At 39.6% G+C, this 22,547-nt stretch carries 21 protein-coding genes; 8 read left to right on the top strand and 13 right to left on the bottom strand.

The features are described 5' to 3' along the window. The first annotated feature begins 129 nt into the window (after nt 1-129). Together AAHM81_RS03020 and AAHM81_RS03015 are read left to right on the top strand one after the other, a co-directional pair. Nucleotides 130-1,626 carry an Npt1/Npt2 family nucleotide transporter gene (locus AAHM81_RS03020; protein WP_342265036.1) on the top strand — a complete coding sequence of 499 codons (1,497 nt, stop codon included), beginning with the start codon at nt 130-132 and terminating at the stop codon, nt 1,624-1,626. 165 nt (nt 1,627-1,791) lie between these two features. Next, the gene (locus AAHM81_RS03015; RefSeq protein ID WP_342265035.1) at nt 1,792-1,932 is read left to right on the top strand and encodes a hypothetical protein; all 141 of its coding nucleotides are present in this window, start codon (nt 1,792-1,794) and stop codon (nt 1,930-1,932) included. 81 nt (nt 1,933-2,013) lie between these two features. Here AAHM81_RS03015 and AAHM81_RS03010 read toward each other — a convergent pair whose 3' ends face one another. The 9 genes from AAHM81_RS03010 to AAHM81_RS02970 all read right to left on the bottom strand — a co-directional run bounded on the left by AAHM81_RS03010 (nt 2,014) and on the right by AAHM81_RS02970 (nt 12,329). Then, a complete protein-coding gene (locus AAHM81_RS03010; protein WP_342265034.1) occupies nt 2,014-3,369 on the bottom strand; it encodes a hypothetical protein in 1,356 nt (451 codons plus the stop codon). Nucleotides 3,370-4,087: 718 nt separating this feature from the next. Beyond that, nucleotides 4,088-5,431, bottom strand: a complete 1,344-nt coding sequence (locus tag AAHM81_RS03005; protein ID WP_342265033.1) for an IS110 family transposase — start codon at nt 5,429-5,431, stop codon at nt 4,088-4,090. A 254-nt stretch (nt 5,432-5,685) separates the two neighbouring features. After that, entirely contained in the window at nt 5,686-5,964 is a 279-nt protein-coding gene (locus AAHM81_RS03000; protein ID WP_342265032.1) for a hypothetical protein, read from the bottom strand. 216 nt (nt 5,965-6,180) lie between these two features. After that, nucleotides 6,181-7,320 carry a tRNA 2-thiouridine(34) synthase MnmA gene (mnmA, locus tag AAHM81_RS02995; RefSeq protein ID WP_342265031.1) on the bottom strand — a complete coding sequence of 380 codons (1,140 nt, stop codon included), beginning with the start codon at nt 7,318-7,320 and terminating at the stop codon, nt 6,181-6,183. Between the two features lie 936 nt (nt 7,321-8,256). After that, on the bottom strand, nt 8,257-9,090 hold the full coding sequence (gene tsf, locus AAHM81_RS02990; protein ID WP_342265030.1) for a translation elongation factor Ts: 834 nt from the start codon (nt 9,088-9,090) through the stop codon (nt 8,257-8,259). A gap of 28 nt (nt 9,091-9,118) precedes the next feature. Next, nucleotides 9,119-10,018 carry a 30S ribosomal protein S2 gene (gene rpsB, locus AAHM81_RS02985; RefSeq protein WP_425286259.1) on the bottom strand — a complete coding sequence of 300 codons (900 nt, stop codon included), beginning with the start codon at nt 10,016-10,018 and terminating at the stop codon, nt 9,119-9,121. Nucleotides 10,019-10,059: 41 nt separating this feature from the next. Continuing rightward, complete coding sequence (rpsI, locus tag AAHM81_RS02980) at nt 10,060-10,449, bottom strand: 30S ribosomal protein S9 (RefSeq protein WP_342265029.1); 390 nt, start codon at nt 10,447-10,449, stop codon at nt 10,060-10,062. Nucleotides 10,450-10,459: 10 nt separating this feature from the next. Next, complete coding sequence (gene rplM, locus AAHM81_RS02975; RefSeq protein WP_342265028.1) at nt 10,460-10,909, bottom strand: 50S ribosomal protein L13; 450 nt, start codon at nt 10,907-10,909, stop codon at nt 10,460-10,462. Between the two features lie 157 nt (nt 10,910-11,066). Continuing rightward, the gene (locus AAHM81_RS02970) at nt 11,067-12,329 is read right to left on the bottom strand and encodes a pitrilysin family protein (protein WP_342265027.1); all 1,263 of its coding nucleotides are present in this window, start codon (nt 12,327-12,329) and stop codon (nt 11,067-11,069) included. A 119-nt stretch (nt 12,330-12,448) separates the two neighbouring features. On the opposite strand from AAHM81_RS02970, the gene AAHM81_RS02965 reads away from it, so the two are divergent. Further along, the gene (locus AAHM81_RS02965) at nt 12,449-13,141 is read left to right on the top strand and encodes a ComF family protein (RefSeq protein WP_342265026.1); all 693 of its coding nucleotides are present in this window, start codon (nt 12,449-12,451) and stop codon (nt 13,139-13,141) included. Between the two features lie 23 nt (nt 13,142-13,164). On the opposite strand, the gene AAHM81_RS02960 is transcribed toward AAHM81_RS02965, so the two are convergent. The 3 genes from AAHM81_RS02960 to smpB all read right to left on the bottom strand — a co-directional run bounded on the left by AAHM81_RS02960 (nt 13,165) and on the right by smpB (nt 15,655). Continuing rightward, the gene (locus AAHM81_RS02960) at nt 13,165-14,400 is read right to left on the bottom strand and encodes an SUMF1/EgtB/PvdO family nonheme iron enzyme (protein WP_342265025.1); all 1,236 of its coding nucleotides are present in this window, start codon (nt 14,398-14,400) and stop codon (nt 13,165-13,167) included. A 155-nt stretch (nt 14,401-14,555) separates the two neighbouring features. Next, nucleotides 14,556-15,134 (bottom strand): hypothetical protein, encoded by a 579-nt coding sequence (locus AAHM81_RS02955; RefSeq protein ID WP_342265024.1) that lies wholly within the window; start codon nt 15,132-15,134, stop codon nt 14,556-14,558. A gap of 71 nt (nt 15,135-15,205) precedes the next feature. Then, nucleotides 15,206-15,655: an SsrA-binding protein SmpB gene (gene smpB, locus AAHM81_RS02950; RefSeq protein ID WP_342265023.1), complete on the bottom strand. Its 450-nt coding sequence runs from the start codon at nt 15,653-15,655 to the stop codon at nt 15,206-15,208. 156 nt (nt 15,656-15,811) lie between these two features. Here smpB and AAHM81_RS02945 point away from each other — a divergent pair, with 156 nt between their 5' ends. Continuing rightward, nucleotides 15,812-17,452 carry an AMP-binding protein gene (locus tag AAHM81_RS02945; protein ID WP_342265022.1) on the top strand — a complete coding sequence of 547 codons (1,641 nt, stop codon included), beginning with the start codon at nt 15,812-15,814 and terminating at the stop codon, nt 17,450-17,452. Between the two features lie 14 nt (nt 17,453-17,466). Next, nucleotides 17,467-18,693 (top strand): phospho-N-acetylmuramoyl-pentapeptide-transferase, encoded by a 1,227-nt coding sequence (mraY, locus tag AAHM81_RS02940; RefSeq protein ID WP_342265021.1) that lies wholly within the window; start codon nt 17,467-17,469, stop codon nt 18,691-18,693. 52 nt (nt 18,694-18,745) lie between these two features. Here the strand turns inward: mraY and AAHM81_RS02935 are convergent, their stop codons facing one another. Next, entirely contained in the window at nt 18,746-19,462 is a 717-nt protein-coding gene (locus AAHM81_RS02935; protein WP_342265020.1) for an RING finger domain-containing protein, read from the bottom strand. 368 nt (nt 19,463-19,830) lie between these two features. On the opposite strand from AAHM81_RS02935, the gene hisS reads away from it, so the two are divergent. From hisS to AAHM81_RS02920, 3 genes are all read left to right on the top strand, one after another. Then, nucleotides 19,831-21,204: a histidine--tRNA ligase gene (hisS, locus tag AAHM81_RS02930; protein WP_342265019.1), complete on the top strand. Its 1,374-nt coding sequence runs from the start codon at nt 19,831-19,833 to the stop codon at nt 21,202-21,204. Beyond that, a complete protein-coding gene (locus AAHM81_RS02925) occupies nt 21,198-22,043 on the top strand; it encodes a metal ABC transporter permease (protein ID WP_342265018.1) in 846 nt (281 codons plus the stop codon). Before hisS ends, AAHM81_RS02925 begins: the two co-directional genes overlap by 7 nt. 93 nt (nt 22,044-22,136) lie before the next feature. Further along, nucleotides 22,137-22,469 (top strand): DUF3127 domain-containing protein, encoded by a 333-nt coding sequence (locus AAHM81_RS02920; RefSeq protein WP_342265017.1) that lies wholly within the window; start codon nt 22,137-22,139, stop codon nt 22,467-22,469. Nucleotides 22,470-22,547 lie beyond the last annotated feature (78 nt).

Raw genomic sequence — 22,547 nt, 5'->3', positions numbered from 1 at the left:
AAGCTACGGTGAACACAAACCTATGAAAAAAAACCAACATTTGGGTAAGTCACAATTTGGCGCACAAGATATGGAACATCTACAACTTTTTACTAAATTGTGCTTGGAAAACAAATTGAGCAAACCACTATGGCGCAACATACATCTTTATCGTGGTTTAAAAAATGGTTACAGGTTATTTTTCCCATACAGCAAGGAGAAAAGCAAAAAGTTTTCCTTCTCCTTCTTTTAAAATTTCTTATTTCTTTTGTTTACTGCATTTTAGCAGCACTCAAAGATACCGTTTTGGTAACAGCCAACCACTCTGCTGCTGAGGTTATTCCCATTATAAAAGGTTCCATTATCTTTCCTATTTCCATAGGGGTCGTATTGTTGTATGCCAAGCTACACAATTGCCTAAAACAGGCCACCCTCTTTTATAGCACCATTTTGTTTTTTTTAGGGTTGGTTCTTTTGTATGGTTTTGTGCTATATCCCCATGCAAACAAGGTAAGCCCGCATGCTATGGCAGATTGGTTAAGCATCTATACAGGGGGCAAGTATTTGCACTGGATTGCTGCATTTCGCCATTGGATTCACGTACTGTTTTTTGTAGTGGCAGAACTTTGGGGGCAAGTGGCACTCATGTTGCTTTATTGGAGTTTTGTCAATAATGTTTGTAAAATGCAAGATGCCAAACGATTCTATGCTATTTTAATTGCTGCAGGAGATGTTGCACTAATCATTACCGGTCCGCTGGTCTTAGCCTACACTAAAAAGTATAGCCATAGTGACTTTGTATACACGATACAAGCATTAATAGGGTATGTTGCCTGGTGTTGCCTGGCCATCCTCTTTACCTATTGGTTTGCCAACCATACCATAAAACCAGATGGAGACAGCTTGAACCATAACACCGCTACTCCTCCTCAAACCCTACGGTTATCCCTATGGGATAGCTTAAAGCATGTGGCCACTTCTCGGTATTTAGGCAATATAGCCATTATGGTAGTTGCCTGTGGGCTTTCTATAAATATTGTAGAAGGAACGTGGAAGTCTTATCTAAAAGAAGCATTTCCAAAAGCAGTAGCCTATCAAAGTTTTGTATCAGAGCTGAATTTTTGGACAGGGATTATTGCCTTGATCATCTCTCTATTCTTTAGCGGGGGTATTCTCAGACAATTTGGTTGGAAGACAACTGCACGCATTGCACCAGTGATCATTGGGATTACTGGTAGCCTCTTCTTTTTAATGAGTTACAGCAAAAGTCATGCGCCCTGTTTAACCCATTGGGTGGGATCTAAATTGGTGCTATACATCGTAATCTTTGGTGGCATGCACAATATAGCCGCAAAGTCTATCAAATATGCTTTTTTTGACAAGACCACACAAATGGCTTATATCCCGCTTGATAGAGAGACAAAAATTAAAGGAAAAGCGGCTGTAGATCTGCTGGGCTCTCGTTTGGGCAAAGCAGGCTCCTCTTGGATTCAAATTGCATTGCTTGAATTGATGCATACCAATAGCATCCAACCTCTTTCAGGGATATTACTGCTCTTTTTAGTCATCACTACTATTGCTTGGTATCGAGCTACTGGTTCGGTGGATAAACAATTGCATGTATTAGAGGCAAGAGAGGCAAAATAAAAAAATATCTATTCACGCCTCTGACTGGGCCCCTTATCTCCTTCGATAAAAAGTATCTATTCACGTCACTGGTTAATAATGAATTGTATTCTACTTTTTTCTTGATAAAAAAGTAGACAAAAAATCAAGCCCTCGGCAAAAAGTTCCGGAACCCATCCCTTACAGATGGAAAAACAGAAGCCGCCCGATGCGCGGGCTTCAAAGGAATCTGTTTTTCCTAATCATCTGCAAGGGATGAGTTCTATTTCGAAACTTTTTACAGGGGCATTTTATCACTATGGCCATAGTATTGAACAGATACGATAAAAAGTCTAGCCTGATAGTAAATAGCTGAAAAGAGATAAGGGGGCTTTATAGCGTTCCTGTTGCAACTTCACACCTTCACCATCAGAGTTGCGTGATTTTTATGCTATTTCTTAGAGCCTTAACCTCATTTAATAGCTTGTCTAGTTCTTTTTTGTACAATTCCTCTTTCTTAGAGTATGCTGATGTTTCATACTTATCTATTTCACTATACAAATGGATTAACTGGAAGAATGGGAATGTTGGGCCATTTATTAATACTTTGAGGCGTCTTAGCTCATCTATTTGCTTATCTGTTAATGGACTATCAAATTTTTTCCGAAGCTCTATTATCTCATTGATTACTTGTTGTATTTCCTTTGCCTTTTCTATCCATTTATTTGTCTTTGTTATCAAAGTCAAATGTTGCATATTTAATGCATTATTGCCTATAGTTTCCAGATAGGTTTTTAAACCTTTCATTACGTTAATAAGCTTTGTAGCCTCTTTATTATTTGTGCTACTTTCATCAATAGATTCATAAATATTGTCCGTGTCCAATGCTTCGTCATCCTCCTCTTGCTCACAAATGGTTTCACAAACTCTATTGTTAACAATATTACTTGTATTCAATGATGCATTATCTTCTCTTCTGTTATCAATAGATTCATAAATATGTTCGCCGGTATCGTCGTCATAACCGAACTGCTGCCCATCATCTTTTAGATTTGCGTAAATATGGTTCGCCATATTGCCACCACTATTATGATATCCCTGGTCATCATGCTCCTTAGTAGCGTGGCTATATGCTTGTTTTTGATTTTTAGTGCTATTGATCATTCCATAATTTGTACTTTCATATATAGGCTTCACTGTATACCCGATTTCATACCCTTCGTTCTCTGCTTCAGTATCACTTCCATACCCTTCATCGTTGTCTATAGAGAAGGTCTTTTTCTCTTTTTGTAAGCGATCTATTATGGTATTATAGAGCGCTGTTAGATCCTCTCTGGATGACAGATTGTCTTCAGATAAGTTTTTTGCTACTTTTTTCAAGCAATCTTTTAGGGTATTATAGAGTTCTTGTATATCTTTTTTAGATGACTTATCACCTTTTAATAAGCCTGACTCTACTTTTTGTAAGTAATGTTTTAAAGTGTCAATGGAATCTTTGAGATGCTTGTTGGATGAACCATTATCCTTGGGTAAGGATTCTTCCAATTTTTGCAAGTAATATTTTAGTGCCTTATGGGAACCTTTGGCCTCATTACCTGCTTGATGAATGCCCATACTCTTATTTTTTGAGGTATCTATTGTTTGGATTTTAGCAGCATATTTCTTGAGATTTTGGTCAAATCGTGGCTTTGTAAGCTGGGTACACATATTTCCATTTAGCATAAACAGACTGCTGGTTACTAAAAGTTTCGATTTTTTCGATGTTTTGTTTTTTATGAATTGCATTTGTTTTATTTTATTTAGATAATTTGTATATTTGCTAGGTGTTATACAGACTATGCCTTAATTTATATGCAGGCTTAGGCAGTGTTTATATAAAAAACACATAATGCTGATTAGTAAAGTTTTAGCATTAGATTGGTGCACTGTGTAACAGAACAAGGTGTTGGTGATCAGCCATACTAGTATCTGCTCACATCATTGGTTGGTAATGAATTGTATTCCACTTTTTTGTTGATAAGAAAGTGGACAAAAATCCCAACAAAAAGTGCATGCCTTCATATTGCTGAATAGATGCAAAAAACACTCCTAAAAACAGAAAAAGTCACCCTTTAAAGAAAGCTGCAGCAAGAGCGCTCGCCATAAAGACGAACAAAAAAGCAACTTAATAAAAGGGTTCTAGAGCATCCATAATGAATGGTAAAAAAATTTTTATAATTATCCAAATATTAGTGTCCATTCATCACTATGGCTACACTTTTCTGAAAAAGCAAATGGCTAACCAAAATTACCAGCCCCGCGTCTCCTTCGATAAACAGTCTGGCCCGATAAGTAAATAGCTAGTATCCATTCACGCCTCTGGCTGGCCGCCTTATCTCCTTCGATAAAAAGTCTGGCCCGATAGTAAATAGCTGAATCGATACATTTTTCAGCGGGAAAATCGTGAACTCAGCCCGCAAGCGGGCTTCAAACAGACGATTTTCTAATCCGCTTCTAAGAAACTTCAAGTACATGTTTCCGTTTGGCTTACCATTACATAGCCCAATTCTTTTGCTTTTGTGATTAAATATTTTAGGGTCCTTTCTTTGTATTTTTTTTCATAATGTTCTATTCCTTTATCGACATAGCCTTTCCCAAATTTTAGCATGTTATAAAAAGTACTCGCTATTTTTCTTGCCGTAGCAGTAATCGCTTTAGGGGCTCCTAATCGGGTTTTCATTCTTCTACCATATGCCCCAAGGGCACTTTTACTATTTAATGCTGCTTGTGCTGCCATTCTAAAGGCATTTGCAGCACGATTAATTACTTTACGTGTTCTTGTACTTATTACTTTTTCTCCTGTTATTCTATTGGAAGGACTTAAACCTAGCCATGAAGAAAAATGTTTGTCTGTTGGCCATTTATGCGGGTTCATGCCAACTTCTGAAACAATAGTTTGTACTGTTAAAGTGCTAAGGCCAGGAATTGTCGTAAAATCAACGCCTGTTACGCGATATAATGCTTCATGCAGACCAAACTGCGGCTTGTTTTTTGTAGAAGTAGCTTTGCTTTTAATACAAGGTGGGCCTGAATCAGATTTTGTCTCAAATTGTTTATAATAATCTGCAATAGCTTTATCACATTCTGCTATTGCTTCCTGATATATAAGGTATAGCCTATGCTCCTGCCTTAGAGAAAATAGATGCTCTGCTCTATAGTCTCCTGTCAGGGCTTTTGCAATCGTAGCCTCATCGCTTTTAATTCTACAGTCTTTTAATGAAGCCAATTTAGCAGCGTTGCGCTCGCCTGACAGTATCGATTCGATAATCCGAATACCTGTTACACCCGTAATATCTCTTATTACTTTGTGTAATTGAAGATTCATTTGAGACAGTGCTTTTTGCATACGATTAATATGAATAGCTGCTGTTTTGACCAGACTTTCTCTTTGTCTAATGTAGCTACGTAAGACACAGATCTCATCATCTGGCCTAAAAGAGCCTTGGAGTAGACCATAGCTATGTAATTGTTGTAACCACTGACAATCTTGTACATCTGACTTCCTACCAGGAACATTTTTTACATGTTTTGCATTCACTAATAGAACACTAAAACCATAAGAATCTAATATTTGGAATAACGGAATCCAGTAAACTCCGGTTGATTCCATAGCTACTGTGGTCACTTCACAGGCTTGCAACCATTTTGCTAAATTATGGAGATCTTCTGTAAAGCACTTAAATTTTTGAACTCTTTGTTCACACCTGCCTTCAGGTACACATACATAATGTATTTCCGAACCTATATCAATACCTGCTGCGTTAGGATGAATAATGTGCAATGATTCTCTTTTTTTTCCTTTTTGCATGACAGTATGCTATTTATATAATTTTATTATAACAAACAGAAGTGCTTCAGCTTGGAACAGCTAAATAAATACATTCTTCTAATCGGGGTTATAGTACCACCATTGGTTCAACCGCTCCTATCCAAAACCATGCTGAAAAACGGGCACTTTAAGCACCAGGGAAACAATCGATCATAACTGCAAAAGCACTCCTGAATGAAAAATATAGTACAAAACTTTTAGAAATATCATAACGCCATAAATAAGTTTCTTGCTTAGGTATAACCCACAGCCGTGGGTGGGGGCTGAAAAATATATCGCTCAGGGGTTAGTGTTTTACTAGAGCGCCATTTTTTTATCGAAGGAGACGCGGGGGCTGGTAATGGACTAGCCACTTGTTTTTTCAGCCAAACGTAGCGTATGCGTTTAACGCTATGTCCATAGTAGAAAAATGCCCCTGTAAAAAGTGGGGAAATAGGCCTCATCCCTTGCAGATGATTAGGAAAAACAGATTCCTTTGAAGCCCGCGCAGCGGGCGACTTCTGTTTTTCCATCTGTAAGGGGTGAGGTCCCCCAACTTTTTACCGAGGGCTTGATTTTTTGTCCACTTTTTTATCAAGAAAAAAGTGGAATACAATTCATTATTAACCAGTGACGTGAATAGATACAATAGCTAAGCCAAATCTTTTATCGGTGGCCATAAGTGCTGGGTATACCAATACTCGATATAAAAAATGCTGTTCTATTTAATAGTCAATAATATTTATCTCTTAAGTTGACACCATTGTCTGAACAGATACCCTGCTTTTTTTTTGAAAAGCAGAGACAATCCATCCCCCTCCTATTACATCTTCTGCTTCATAAAAAACAGCAGCTTGGCCAGGAGTAATGGCATGCACACCTGCACCAAAAAATACATGCATTTGCTCCCCTACCTGCTCAATCACAGCGGGGGTTCCTGGGTCGTTATACCTCACCTTGGTAAGGGTATCCAGTTTTTTGCCCTTTAGATCTATATATTTGGATAAATTAAGCCGATCTACATACATACCCTCCCGAAGCAGTTGGTCAAAAGTGCCCAATACGACTCGATTGGTCTCCTTGTCTATGGCTGTTACATATACAGGATAACCTAAGGCTATATGCAACCCTTTCCGTTGACCAATGGTATAAAAGGGATAGCCTTCATGCTGTCCTACTACGGTACCATCCTCTAATACAAATGCACCACCTTTAACCTTTTCTTCTAACCCAGGTACTTGTCGTTTTAAGAATCCACGGTAATCATTATCGGGAATAAAACATATTTCGTAGGACTCAGACTTATTAACCAAATCTGTGAAGCCACGTTCAGCAGCAAATGCACGAATAAAAGATTTGGTAAATCCACCAAGTGGCAGTAAAGTCCTGCTAAGGCTTTCTTGAGAGACTCCCCATAGGGCATAGGATTGGTCTTTTTTAGGATCTATGCCCTTGGAAATGATATAACGTCCCCCTTCTTCTCGTACTTTTGCATAATGACCAGTAGCCAGATAATCACAATCCAACTGATTGGCACGTGCCAAAAGTGCATCCCATTTGATATGGGTATTGCACAATACACATGGATTGGGCGTTCTACCAGCTAGATATTCTGATTTAAAATGGTCAATGACGTGGCCTCCAAATGCTTCTCGTATATCCACCACAATATGTGGGAAGCCCAATTCAACTGCCACATTCCTTGCATCATTGATGGCATCTAAGCTGCAACATCCCGTCTCTTTTTTCTTACCACCACTGCCTGCATAACTCCATGTTTTCATGGTAATGCCTACTACTTCATAGCCCTGCTCATGCAGCATCACAGCGGCTACAGAGCTATCTATGCCACCACTCATGGCTACCAGTACACGTCCTTTTTTACTCATTTAGTTGCCTCTTAGGGGTTGTTAATCTTAATTTCTAATAAGGGTATGCATGTTAGCATCTGTTCACGCAATGGCGTCAACTTAAGGAATTTATCTTATTTTTTTACTCAGCACTGTGGTTGAAAACGCATTTTTTCTAGTTTTTTAAGGAACTTCATTACACGCCTGTGGCTGGGCCCCCGCTGAAAAAGATATCGCTTAGGGGTTAGTGTTTTACTAGGCCTCTTGCAAAACCTATTTCTAATGGCAATTTTGGTGTCGAAGCTTGTCTATGCTCCTCAAATACATTAAGTATTCTGCGGTGCTCGACTACACTTCTCCTAAAAATTGCTCATCACAAAGTAGGTTTTGCAAGAGGCCTACTAGAGCGCCATTTTTTATCGAAGGAGACGCGGGGGCTGATAATGATAAGAAAAGCTATTGTGGCCACCGATAAAGGAATGCGGCGCTTCAGTAAAGCGGAAGTCTTTAAATAATCTGTTTTTCAGCGGATTAGAAAAACAGCCTGTTTGAAGCCCACATTAGTGGGCAAGTTCTGTTTTTCCCGCTGAACAACAGATTATTTCATTGCCTTTACTGCGCGCCAAATCTTTTATCGGTAGCCATAAGTGCTGCGTATACCAATACTCCATGTAAAAAATGCTATTCTATTTAACAGTCAATAATATTTATCTCTTAAGCCCGCGCCATTGTCTGTTCACGCCACTGACTAATAATGATTTTTGCCCACTTTTTTATCAAGAAAAAAATGGGCAAAAAATCACACCCTCCGCAAAAAGTTTACTACTATGGCCGGCCAGACTTTTTATCGGTTGAACGCATACAAAGTATGCATTCTTTTGGCTAAAAAACAAATGGTAAGGAAATAAATAAAAGTAGAAAAAGCCACTTCATGCACCTAAGCAACAAGTGGCTTCTTGAGTATAAAAGGAAAGGCTATGCACCCACGCCAATGCGCTTGAATGCAGTAACAGTTAAGGTTGGAGCAATTGTTTGAAGATATTGAGCTACAGTCAACTTACCATTTTTTACAAATGGTTGCTGCAATAATGTATTTTCCTGAAAAAACTTATGTAACCTACCTTGTGTGATTTTCTCTGCCTTGGCTCCATCACACCCCTCCTCCATAAGCTGCGCCTGAATAACAGCCGATTCCCTCTCCACGATCGCCTGGTCTACTTGATCTTTATCAACCGCTACGGGATTCATAGCAGCTATTTGCATGGCAACATCTCTACCCGCAGCAATCACCTGCTCACCCTGAGCGCCTTGTAATCCGACCAATACAGCTAACCGATTACCAGTATGGATATAAGGAACCGTTACCTCAGCTGCTAATGTTTCATAGGTAGAAATTGTAATTTTTTCACCAGTAGTTCCAGTAGATGCCACAATAGCCTCCTGAACAGTTCCATGACCCAATGGTAAGGCTTCTAGTGCAGCCAGAGAATCTGGCCTATGCACCACTGCAACTTCCAAAATTGCTTGACCCAACTGCAAAAACAATTCATTTTTAGCTACAAAGTCGGTCTCACAGTTCAACACCAATAAGAAAGATTCTTGATGATTCGAACTTGAACAAGCAAAAACAGCACCTTCACTTGCATCATGTGCTGCACGATCTGCAAATACCTTTTGCCCTTTCTTTCTGAGCAAGTCAATAGCTTGCTCAAAATCACCCTCTGCTGCAATCAATGCTTTTTTACAATCCATCATCCCTGCACCTGTTCTCTTCCTAAGTGCAGCTACCTCTTGCGCTGTAATGACCATATATTAATGTTAGAGAAATGTCCCAATATTATTTTTCCTTTTCTGTCTGCTCCTTAAGCGGCGCAGCAGCTGCAGCCACTTTACCCTTATCTACAGGCGTAGCCACTTTAGCTTTAGCAGGAGCGGATTTCTTCACTACCACGCCCTGTACCACTTTTATGCCTCTTTTAGCTACTACTTTAGTAGCTGAAGGAGCAGCAGCCTCTTCTTCTTTTTTAGGAGCTGTTTCTGCCTTCTCTTTTCTATAGGCCGCTACCCCTTCCTTAATGGCAGTAGCAAGATAACGGACTACAATATCAACAGAACGGAAGGCATCATCATTACCAGGAATAGGAAAATCAACCAAATCTGGATTTGTATTGGTATCTACCAAGGCAAAAACAGGAATACCCAATTTGCGCGCTTCCTCAACAGCAATATGCTCTTCCTTGATATCAATGACAAACAGTGCAGATGGAAGCCTTGTAACATTGGCCAGTCCCTGCAGTATTCTACTGAGCTTTTCCTGCTCCCGCGCAATGACCAACCTTTCTTTTTTTGCTAAATTTTTATAAGCAGCCATATGCATGTTTTTTTCTATGGAAAGCATGCGTTTTAATAGCTTGCGCGTATTTACAAAATTAGTCAGTGTACCACCGAGCCATCGTTCTGTAACATAGGGCATACCCAAATCCTGCGCTGCCTGCTCTACAGAAGCTTTAACTTGCTTCTTAGTAGCGACAAACAAAATCTTTTTCCCAGCTTGTGCCATTGCATTAAGCTGCAAAGCAGCTTCTTGCATACAGGTAATCGTTTTGTTTAGGTCAATGATATGTATACCATTCTGCTTCATAAAAATAAAAGGAGCCATCTTAGGATTCCATTTCCTAGTCAGATGGCCAAAATGGACACCCGCATCAAGTAGTGCTTTGAATTCTAACTTTATCATTATGGGTAATAACAAATAATAACTATTATATGAGAATAGGCCTAACGCTTTGTAAACTGGAATTTCTTTCTCGACTTTTTACGACCATACTTCTTACGTTCCACTATTCTAGCATCCCTGGTTAAAAACCCTTCTTTCTTGAGTATCGGCCTATTGTTTTCTAAATCCAGTTTACAAAGCGCCCTGGCAATACCCAAACGAATGGCTTCCGCCTGCCCACGTAACCCTCCACCAACAACATTAATCTTTAAATTATACTGGCCTGCCTTATCCAATTTTTCCAAAGGTTGCTTGACAATTAAGCTAATTTCTTCTACTGGAAAATAATCTAAAAGCGGCTTATGATTAATGAGAATATCTCCTGTCCCTTGTACAAGATAGACCCTAGCCACGGCGGTCTTTCTTCGCCCTACTGCATTGACTGTTTCCATGGGTTAATAATTAGTATTTTAGGGTTATTGGGGTTGGCTTTTGAGCTGCATATGGATGAATATCCCCCTGACAAACATGTAGATTGTGAAACAACCTTCTTCCCAATCTATTTTTAGGCAACATACCTTTTACAGCACGCTCTATTACACGCCTAGGACTAATAGCTTGAACTTCCTGAAGCGTAGCACGCTTTAACCCCCCAGGATAACCGGAATAAGTGGTATAGGTTTTTTTAACCGATTTATTACCCGATAAAGCTATTTTATCCGCATTCAAGACAATAACATGGTCTCCCCCATCCACATGAGGCGTAAAATCAGGCTTATGCTTTCCACGAATGAGGTAAGCAAGCTGGCTAGCAAACCTACCCAATGGCTGAAATGAAGCATCAACAACAACCCATTGCTTGTTAACGCTCTGCTTGTTAGCATATTTTGTTTTATAACTAATAGAATCCACGCTTTTTTAAAGAAAAAGTTGAACCAACAAAAAAATTTTGAGGACCGTATACAAAAAAACTAAAGGCTTCAAATATACCCTCTTATTGCATCAAATGCAAATTAAAGAGGAAAGGAAGCGCTATAGGGCAACGCCTCATCTTATACAGTCAGGTGCATCAACGCACAACTACTTCTGTAAAGGAATCTAAAGATAAGTATTTTTGTGCTAAGTTTCTAACTTCTAGAGGAGTTATGTCACGAACCTGATGGTAAAATGCAGTATAATAACTTTGATCCAAACCATGCAAGTAGGCTGCCTGAAACTTTTGCATGATGGAAAAGGGATCATTGATTGTGGTTAAAAAATGGCCTAGGAGGTAATTTTTAACATTCTGTAAAGCGTCCTCTGCAACAAGTTCATGTTGCAATATTGCTATTTCCTTATAGATTTCTTGGATGGTTGCCTGTGTCACTTCTTGGGCTACTTCTGTAGTAATAGACAGATAACCAGCTTGTAATAAAGCAACCATATTGGAATGGATGCCATAGGTGTAGCCTTTATCTTCTCGAATATTCCGCATCAACCGAGAACCGAAATATCCCCCTAAAAGCGTATTGACTACCACCATAGGTAAAAAATCTGCTTCCTTTTTAAGCAATAACTTTTTACCAATTACAATAGCAGATTGCAAGTGTTGCCCATCGGCTATATCTATTTTTTCAGGAAGATTGCCAGATGGGATTTGATCTGGTTGTACAACTTTTGTTACAGTTAACTGTTCTAGGGCTTGTTGAATGGATTGTAAGGCAGCTGGAGTCACTTGTCCACTTACAAAAGCAGCACAGCCAGTAAACAACAATTGTTCATAATGGTGTTGTAAATCGCTTCGTTGAATGGCTGCAATCTCTTGCACGGTTAAATGCCTTCCATACGGATGTGCTGCTGTAAAAAGTGCTGTACAAAACCGCTTATAGGCTACCTGATGGTTTTTTTTATCGGCCATCTGAATGGCTTGCGTTTTTACATTTTTTAGCAATTGGAGTGATTTTTCAGGAAAACTAGCGGTTAATAGTAGCTCGACCAATAAATCTAGCAAGGGATTAAGGTGCTTAACAAGTGTAGAAAGAGAGATGATGCAAAAGTCTTTTTGTACACGTGTACCAATGGTTGCACCATAATAGTCGATCATATGGGCAATATCTTGAGAGGTTTTGGTTGCAGTACCTTCAAGTAGCATAGCAGCGGTAAAATAAGCTGCACCTGGATGCAACTCATGGCAACTACCCGATTTAAAAATCAACTCTAACTCTATAATGGGTTGACTACCCATATCAAGGACATACAGCGGAATGTCATTGCCCAACATATGCCGCTTTGGCCATGGAAAACGGATGGGTTCAATCTCCTGAAACTGTGGTGGAATGGTTCTATCGAGCATAAAAAAAATATAGCGTTTTTTCTTAAATTAACACCATTGGTTAAATGAATAAGACTACCGAAATTACAAAAATACAAAAACGATGTTATCAAGCCATGTAAAGTGATCCTGCATATACCATGAAACGATTTATAACCGGACTATTGGATTTGCTTTTCCCTCCCATATGCGTAGGGTGCAACCACAAGCTTGTACAAGGAGAAACATTGATTTGCACCATTTGTTTTAGTTCATTTCCAGAAACAAATGCGCATACATTGGTAGATAATGCCATCACCAACCATTTTCTAGGTAAAACAACCATAACCTATGGATTTGCCCTGTACAAGTTAAGAAAGCAGAGCCACCTCGAACGGGTGCTTTTTGCGATGAAGTATAAAAACCAACCCAAAATTGGAGAGATGCTAGGATGGCACTATGGCAATATCCTCCATCAGGCACCAATTATGGAAACCATTGATGGAATTGTAGCCATTCCTTTACACCCGAAGAGATTCAAAGAACGGGGTTACAATCAAAGTGATTTTTTTGCAAAGGGACTTTCTGCTGCATTGAACCTCCCCTTGCATACAAAATGTGTAGAACGGATCCGCTATACGCCATCGCAAACCACTAAAAATAAAATAGAACGCATGGCCAATCTAGCAGGCGCTTTTAAAGTAATACAACCCGCTTTACTAGCAGACAAACATCTTCTGCTTGTAGATGATATTCTGACTACAGGAGCTACATTAACAGCCTGCACCGATGCACTTTTAACAGCAGGTATAGCAAAAGTAAGCGTTGCAACCATAGCTGTAGTAGAGGCATAACAACGAGTTGCACAAGCAGTTTATTATCGCCCCAAGCTAGACACTACACATCGAAATCCAATTCTAGCTGAAGCAGCATCTTTATTCAAATAGCGTCGGGTACCTATTTGTAAAAAATAGGCAGAATCAGCCCAAGAGCACCCCTTATATACTCTAGCATCATCATTGATAAGGGAGACTTTATCGGTAGCATTGTAGCTGCTAGCAGGGTCCAACCGTCCATCCCGCCTAATAGGATTTAAATCACTGGTATCTTGCAAGGAAAGTGGTCTATAAGTATCACTTACCCAACAACAAACATTGCCCACCATATCATAAAGGCCCAGATCATTTGGAGGATAAGCATATACATAAGAAGTAGGTGCCGCATGGTCAGAGGCGCCAGTTACACCTTTATAATTACCTCTGCCTCTTTTAAAATTAGCTAAAAATTGACCATTTTTTCCCCTTGGCGAAGAGCCATCCCAAGGATAAGTGCGCTGATGGCGTTGCAAATAGTCTATACTCACTGTCCCCACTATGCCACGCGCAGCATATTCCCATTCTGCTTCGGTAGCCAAACGCACTACAGGAAGCCCCTGTACGATTGGCTCACTATTGTCTTGATCTACAGGCTTTTTCTGATCTTCATCACTGACATAACCGGTATCAGTCTGGCCAGCTGAACCTGCTTTGCCTTTGCCTTTGCCTTTCTGCTTAATGAGCTCCTGTATCTTTTTAGTGCGCCACTTGCAATATGCTGTAGCTTGCTCCCAACTTACACCCACAACAGGGTAATACATAAAGTCAGGCATATTGAAGTAACTATCTTGATCTGTTAAAGGGTCATTATAGCTAAAATCCTCTACAAAAACCTTCTGATTGGGCATAGCAGCATTATATGCTTCCATCAAACCACTCTTTCGCAAATCATCCAAATACTCTCTATAATCCAAATTGGTAATAGGCGTTTGGTCCATATAAAAAGAAGTTACCGTAACCGGCTTGGCGCAACACCCTCCAGTACCAAGCTTATCTTCGCTTAAATTGCCCATGATCATATAGCCCCCTTCTACATAGATCATACCTGGAATAGGCGACTCACCCTTAACGGGGACCACGGCAAGGGTATCTGGTTGATTAAAAAGACGCCCTGTGGTCAAACTTTTTTTACTTGGGCGGGCGCTAGTAGGATGACGTTTACCATAAGCTGTAATCCATACCAAAGCAAATAATGCAAAAAAATAGCTCAACCGAGCAATACCAAAACGCATAGCCATAATTTAATCGCTTTGTGCACATACGCACAAAGTTTCAATTTATTCAAAAACACAAAGGCAGCCCAAACCACTAGAAAATGATGGCTGCACAGTAGACAAAATTAATCAAAAATATTGAATAGCGCACAAGATTTCAAGCATCACCCTGCTTACCATTAAGACAGGCCACCAGTCATAGGCTCAGACAACACCGGTCCATGAGACTGCAGGGTAGCTGCTACATAATCCTTCCTAGTACGCATACAAGGACGAATCATAGCACCAGGTATCTGTTTTATTAAAGTCAAGTAGACAAAATAGGCTTCTAGTCGATCTGCAAAAAAACCAAGTTGTACCGTATAATGGGGTTGCCTATAGTAGAGTTTAGAAGGATAGGTAAAACTACTGGCCAAATCTTGTGCTTTTAATGCTGCGGTTCTGCTGCTGCCCATATAGAGCTGTATGGTATGACCCTTTATCTGGTTCATATGTTCATAAGCTGCCTTACGCGCTGCTAAACGTTTTGCCAAGTGGGTAACTTGGTCCAGTGGACATATCAATGGAACAGATGGCGCTTTTTGTGGCGCTTTAGGCCGTTTGCAAAACCCAACCCTATATGCAGCAAGGTTTTCTTCATAAGTTCCCTTTTTTATTTTTTTCAAACTAAATGAAACAGCAGCATTTGCCTCCACTCGTACAATGAAGTTGAGTAAAAAGAAGGCTACTAAATGGGTACTTACATGGTGATACATCATTTCAATTTCAAGATTAATATATTAGACCTTCTGCAAAACTTCCTTACAGCCATGGCATATAATCTTGTGGATCATATCTGCCCAGATCGCTCCAAATCCCTCTCTTTAATAGTCTGACGCTTATCGTATAGTTTTTTACCACGCGCCAAAGCAATGACTAGTTTAGCAAACCCACGTGGACTAATAAACAATTCTATAGGAATAATGGTCAACCCTTTTGACTGGCTTTTAAGTAATTTCTGTAATTCTTTTCCTTTCAACAACAACTGACGTTCACGTTTTTCCTCATGATTGTAGATAGTACCATGAATATAGGCAGCAATATGCATCCCCTTTATCCAAAGCGCTCCTTGATTAAAATAACAATAAGCCTCCTGAAGCGATGCTTTGCCCATTCGAATGGACTTTATTTCTGTTCCTTGCAAAATAATTCCAGCCGTATACCTATCTAACAAGGTATAGGAAAAATGGGCTTGTCTATTCTTAATGCAAAGCTGGGGTGTGGTTCTCTTACCTGACATGGACTTAAAAAAGATGGTCTCTACAAATCTTTCAAATCTAAAAAATAAAATTGTAATAAAAATGAGCAGCCCATCGAGACCAGACCTCATAAAAATTATAAAATTATACTATATTGCAGTGGAGTTTGAAAAAACATTAAAGTAGTTTTACATACTATGAGCCGAAGACCTTGGATTCAGCATTATCCCGCTTCCATCCCACATACCATTGATGCGTCTAAATACAACTCATTGGTCCATTTTATGGAGGAAGTCTTTGAGCAATATCAAGACTTACCGATGTATGAAAACATGGGTAAAGTACTGAGTTTCAGTACAGTAGATAAGTTGTCTAAATCTTTTGCAGCTTATATTCAGCAATATACCAATTTATCAGTAGGATCACATGTAGCTATTCAGCTGCCGAACCTATTGCAATATCCGATTGCGGTATTGGGTATGCTACGTGCTGGACTAGTCGTAGTGAATATGAATCCACAGTATACCCCTTCTGAAATGGCCTACCAGCTCAAAGATGCAGGGGTGCACGCAATCGTTATATTAGAAAATTTTGCCCATAAACTGGCTGAAATTTTGCCAGATACATCCATTCAAACCGTTATTGTTACCAAAGTAGGTGACCTGCTTGGCTCCATAAAAGGGAAGTTACTCAACTTTGCCATTAAGCACATTAAAAAACTGGTTCCTCCCTACAACCTACCACAGGCCATCTCGTTTAAAGAAGTCTTAGCAAAAGGGAAAAGGGCTATTTTGCATCCTGTTGCTTTACAATCTTCTGATATTGCTTTTTTACAATATACAGGTGGCACAACAGGTGTATCCAAAGGGGCGATGCTATCACATGGAAACCTTACCGCTAATTTTCAGCAATTAGAGCCTGTGATGCGTCTCTTATTAAAGGAAAAAGAAGAACGGACCATCATTCCACTACCACTTTATCATATTTTCGGATTAGGCAGCCTATTTGCCATGGCCAAGTTAGGCGCAAAATGTTCATTGATTACAAATCCTAGAGATATTCCACGGTTTATAAAAGCATTACAGAAAACCAAGCCTACCTGTCTCATAGGCATCAATACCTTATTTGAAAAGCTATTGACCCATAAAAAATTCCAAAAACTCAAACTTACTGCTTTAAAACTCACCATAGCAGGGGGCATGAAAACACTAGAAAAAGTTAAAAACCAGTGGGAAAAACTAACCGGAAGCAAGCTTATAGAAGCATATGGGTTAACCGAATGTTCGCCTGGTATCTCCACCGATATGATCAATGGCATCCACCATATGCCACTGCCTAGTACTTTTGTAATCGTAGCGGATGAAACCGGTAAAGAGCTTCCCTATGGAACAGCTGGTGAACTATTGATCAAAGGGCCCCAGCTCACCCAAGCCTATTGGCAAAAACCAATAGAAACAGCTGGTGCCTTTGTGAACGGATGGTTTAAAACAGGCGATATTGCCACCATGGATGCAAATGGATTTGTATCTATTGTAGACCGAAAAAAGGATATGATCAATATTTCTGGTTTTAACGTCTATCCAAATGAAATCGAACAAACCCTAATCGGTCACCCCAAAGTGTTAGAAGTAGGCGCTATTGGCATAACTGATGTCAGTCTAAAAGAAGCCATTAAGGTCTTTATTGTAAAGAAGGATGCCACACTTACTGCTGAAGAAATTATAGCCTATTGTAAAGCAAAAATGGCCCGCTATAAAGTACCTAAATATGTGGAGTTTTGTAACAGTTTACCCAAATCACCTATAGGTAAGGTACTCAGGAGGTTGTTAAAAAGGTAGATACAGCCGATTATATGCTATACTATTTATTCAAATACCTACATACTGCCTTTCAGTGGCCTGGCACCGGCCTGTTTAAGTACATTTCCTTTCGAGCAGCCATGGCCACACTCAGCTCTTTTACCATCATTTTTCTACTAGGCCAACCCTTTATAGACTACTTAAGAAAAAAGCAAATCACTGAGCCCAATCGACCTTTAGGATTTCACGAAGCCAAAAAGAAAGCCAACATCCCCACCATGGGGGGTATGCTCATGATACTGGCAACGGTGGTGCCTACCTTACTCTTTTCAAAATTGCACAATATATACATCATTCTATTATTAACCACTACCATTTGGATGGGCTTAGTTGGCTTTTTGGACGACTACATCAAGGTATTTAAAAAACAAAAAAATGGACTGAATGGATGGATCAAACTATTAGGCCAAATTGTTTTAGGTTGTATGGTAAGTACAACATTGTATCTACATAAGGACGTAGTCATACGTGAGGTAGCCATACCAACCCAAGCAATACCCACTACACCAATGGATCAAGCCCCCTTTGGATATATCGATACCAAATCTACCAAAACAACCATTCCATTTTTCAAAGGAAATGAAATGGATTATGCACAAATAACAGCTAGCTTACTAGGTAATGCCCATTATACATGGATGTTGTATATGGCTATAGTAGCTTTTATTATTGCAGCTGTTTCCAATGGTTCTAATCTAACAGACGGCCTAGATGGGTTAACAGCTAGTACCTCTGTAATCGTAGGTACTACATTGGCCATCCTTGCTTATCTATCCGGACACATGATATTTGCCAACTATTTAAATATCATGTATATCCCAAATTTGGGGGAACTGACTATATTTTGTTGTGCATTTGTAGGGTCATGTATGGGTTTTCTTTGGTATAATGCCTATCCTGCACAAATCTTTATGGGTGATACAGGTAGTTTAACCATTGGCGCCATTATTGCCGTAGTAGCCATCTGCATTCGTAAGGAGCTACTCATTCCCATGCTGTGTGGCATATTTTTGATAGAAAATCTATCGGTAATCTTACAAACCAGCTATTTTAAATTTACTAAAAAACGCTACGGAGTAGGTAGAAGAATTTTTAAAATGGCACCATTGCACCACCACTATCAAAAATTAGGATGGCATGAGTCAAAGATTGTAACGCGATTTTTAATCTTTAGCATTTTATTAGCCATTGCCACCCTGGTCACTTTAAAAATTCGATAGAAAAAGTTTTACATTGAAATGTTTTTATCTTTTTGTAATCTGATTCTGTGAATCAATCTAACTTATTTGGATTAAAAGGTTGTCGGCAAATAGGACAGGTAGGCTTATGGAATAAGTAGAAAATCTTTAGGCACCATTGGCATAGGCGAGGAGGAGGAGGCACTTCACTCCTAACCCACTGTTTAATACAGTCTTTATGAAAGACATGAGTATGATGGCATGGAAGGACTGTCAAACTACCTTTCAGATCACACAAGCACAGTACACACTCCCCTAGCCCATTTTGGTCACCCTCTACCAAGTTGAACTGTTTCCCCTTTTTTGCATGTATGCCTAATTGCTCTGATATATCCTCCACGATTTCTACAAGGGTAACTCCAGCATTTTTCAATGGGCTTATAGCATCACAAGAAAGTTTAATAATAACCTCTTCTATATCTGCTTTTTCCTCTTCCGTAAGCGCTTGCATATGCTTGTCTAGAACAAACAGTAACGCATCCTTATTAGTATTATTCTCTAACAGACATCTATCAGATGTATGGCCGCAACACTGCTTTAGATTGCTTTTCTTTTGCATAGCCTTTGTTAGAGCTTGGAGAATACGTTTACCGTTGCTTATACAAACTTCAAGCTTACAACTTGATGCACAACTGACTGGCCGAGCTGCTTCCATAGTTTTCAAACAACCTCCACTAAAAACGATCAGACCAAACAGCATAAAAATAGCAACGAGTTGCTTTAAATAATTTGAATAAATGGTAGATTGCATATAGTGGTATTAATTTTGGTTGTTATAGCATTTTTTATATTAAAAATATATTTCAACATTAACAAATAGATTGTAGAAAAAAGAAATGTATATTCTATTTTTTGCTGGCTCAAAAAAAGAGTAATGACCAATCAACTATTGTGAATCACCTCATGATCCTGTAAATTAGCAGCTGTCGTAGGTTCAAATAAAAACCTATAGACCTGCTGCAAAAGCTATTTGTGATCAGCAATTTTTAGGAGAAGCGCAGCCGAGCACCGCAGCATACTAGATGTATTTGAGGAGCATAGACAAGCTTCAACACCAAAATTTCCATTAGAAATAGCTTTTGCAGAAGGTCTTAATCTTTCACCCATTCGCAAAAGTAGATGGCCCTATTACCCAGTCTTGTAAAAGGCATGCGCGACTACAGCACCCTACAGGTCTACCGGCGCAACTATATGCTTTCCATCATTCAATCTATCTATGCATCCTATGGCTTTGAGCCACTGGAGACCCCTGCACTGGAAAACCGCACTACCCTTACAGGAAAATATGGCCAGGAAGGAGAGCAACTGATGTTTAACGTCCTGAAGTCTGGTAACTTCTTAGAAGCAGCCACCTCACCAACAAACGCTACAGACTACAAAAAGCTCAAGCCACTGATCAGCGATAAAGGGCTGCGTTATGATTTAACCGTCCCCTTAATGCGCCATATTGCAATGGGCCAGCATCAAATATGTTTCCCTTTTAGACGCTACCAAATACAACCCGTATGGCGGGCAGACAGGCCTCAAAGAGGGCGTTATAGAGAATTTTTACAGTGCGATGCAGATATCGTGGGCAGCAACGCTTTATTATGTGAAGCAGAAATGTTAAAATTAATCTACGACATATGTACCAAGCTACAATTACGAGACTTTCGCATCAAAATCAACCATAGAGGCATACTATCCGCTATTGCTGAACCTGAAAAAGAAAAAACCTTTTGCACCATTGTAGATAAGCTAGAGAAAATTGGCTTTGAAAAAGTTATAACTGCACTACAAGCAGCAGACTTTAACAGCCAAACCATTGCATCGCTTGCGCTATTGCAAAAATTTAAAGGGAACAATAGCGAACTGTTGACCCAATTGCAAGCAACTATTGGCCACACCGATTCAGGATCAAAGGCAATAGAAGCATTGACAACCATACTCACACAAGCAGATGGACTTGGCCTACCAAACGGCACATGCTGTATTGAACCAACTCTAGCAAGAGGCTTGGCCTATTATACCGGACTCGTAATGGAACTAACCGTGGAAAATACATCAATAGGCAGCCTAGGCGGAGGAGGAAGATATGAAAACCTTGGCGATCTATTTGGCGCAACCGGATTGGCTGGCGTAGGGTTTTCCTTTGGAATAGATAGACTCTACGACCTTATGGAAGAGCAAAACCTTTTCAACCCCGTTACCACCTACACAACAGACGTACTGCTAACCAACATAGAAGCAAAAGCAGAAAGGCAACTACTCCACCTATTGAGTCAATTGCGCCTACATGGGTTTAAGACAGAAATATATCCCGAGCGGGCAAAAATAAAAAAACAATTAAGCTATGCTCATAAAAAAAATATCCCTTTTGTGATTATACTAGGAGAAACAGAATATGCTATGAATCATTACACCCTAAAGAATATGCAAACAGGCGTGCAAAGCAGTTATAGTTGGTCCGAGCTCTTTGACCTATTAAGCACAGCCTTAGGCGTAAGATGTTAGCCATGGATGCACTCTGGACCATTATCATTGCTGCACTTGCCAGTATCAATTGTGCCTTAGTAGGCACCTATTTGGTATTGCGGAAAATAGCCATGATGGGAGATGCCATTGCCCATTCCACCCTGCCAGGCATTGTATTGGCCCTCCTGATCACTGGATCCAAAAACTCCCCTATACTGCTTGCTGGAGCAGCCATAACAGGCCTATTGGTCACCTTTCTCATCGCATTTTTAGAAAAAAAAATAAGCATTCAAGCAGATGCGGCCATAGGCATTAACTTCACCTTTCTATTTGCTTTAGGGGTTATCCTTATCTCCTTTTTCAGTAGAAAAATAGACTTAGATCCAGAATGCAGCCTATATGGTGAATTGGCAACCGTTCCATTAGACGTATGGCGCACCAATAGCGGCATCAACCTAGGCCCCAAAGCATTTTATATTTTATCAACCGTTTTAGCCATTAACTTAACCTTTCTGATCATAGGCTATAAGCAGCTATTTGTAACCACTTTTGATCCACAATTTGCCCAAAGCATTGGGGTGCACACCACCCGTTGGCACTATTGCTTAATGGGCATCACCTCACTGACAACCGTTGCTGCATTTGAAGTAGCAGGAGCCATTTTAGTAGTTGCCCTGTTGATTGTTCCAGCTGCAACCATCTATTTGGTTACAAAATGTCTGAAACGTTTGTTATTTTACAATATACTCTTTGCTATATTCACATCTATTAGTGGATATTATGTCAGTTTCTGGTTGAATAGCGCTATAGCAGCTACAATGGTTACCATAGCAGGGCTATTATTCTTAATTGCTTTTGTATTTTCCAAAAATAATTAAGATAATCACCAGTGGAGCTGCATAAAGCAGCAATCTGGATCATCCAGGCTTGAGGAGAGTAGGATTTTTATTTCATCAAACCAATAGATAACTATGCATATAACTGGAAGATTATTTGAAATTAGTCCACCACAACAAGTGTCTGAATCATTTAAAAAAAGAAATTTTGTGGTAGAATATGTAGAAAATCCACAATATCCAGAATACATCTCCTTTGAGTTGATTCAGGACAAATGTGATCTACTAGACGGATTCATGGAGAAAGAAGAAATAACCGTCCATTTCAATTTACGGGGCAGAAAATGGACCAATCCAGAAGGAGTTGTGAAATATTTCAATTCCTTGCAGGCATGGCGCTTAGAGAAAGCCAATAAATCAACTGAACCCTCTCCATCAAATGATGTAGAAGATGATTTGCCGTTTTAACCATTTGTAAAAAGATATGATGCGCCGGTGGGCCCTTAACCGCCCACTTACAGCAGCTTTTTAGATGGAAGTTTGATT

Origin of the sequence: Cardinium endosymbiont of Philonthus spinipes (assembly GCF_964030745.1) — a bacterium.
GTDB lineage: Bacteria > Bacteroidota > Bacteroidia > Cytophagales > Amoebophilaceae > Cardinium.
The sequence above is the reverse complement of the archived record's forward strand: the minus strand, read 5'-3'. Positions and strand labels throughout refer to the sequence as shown.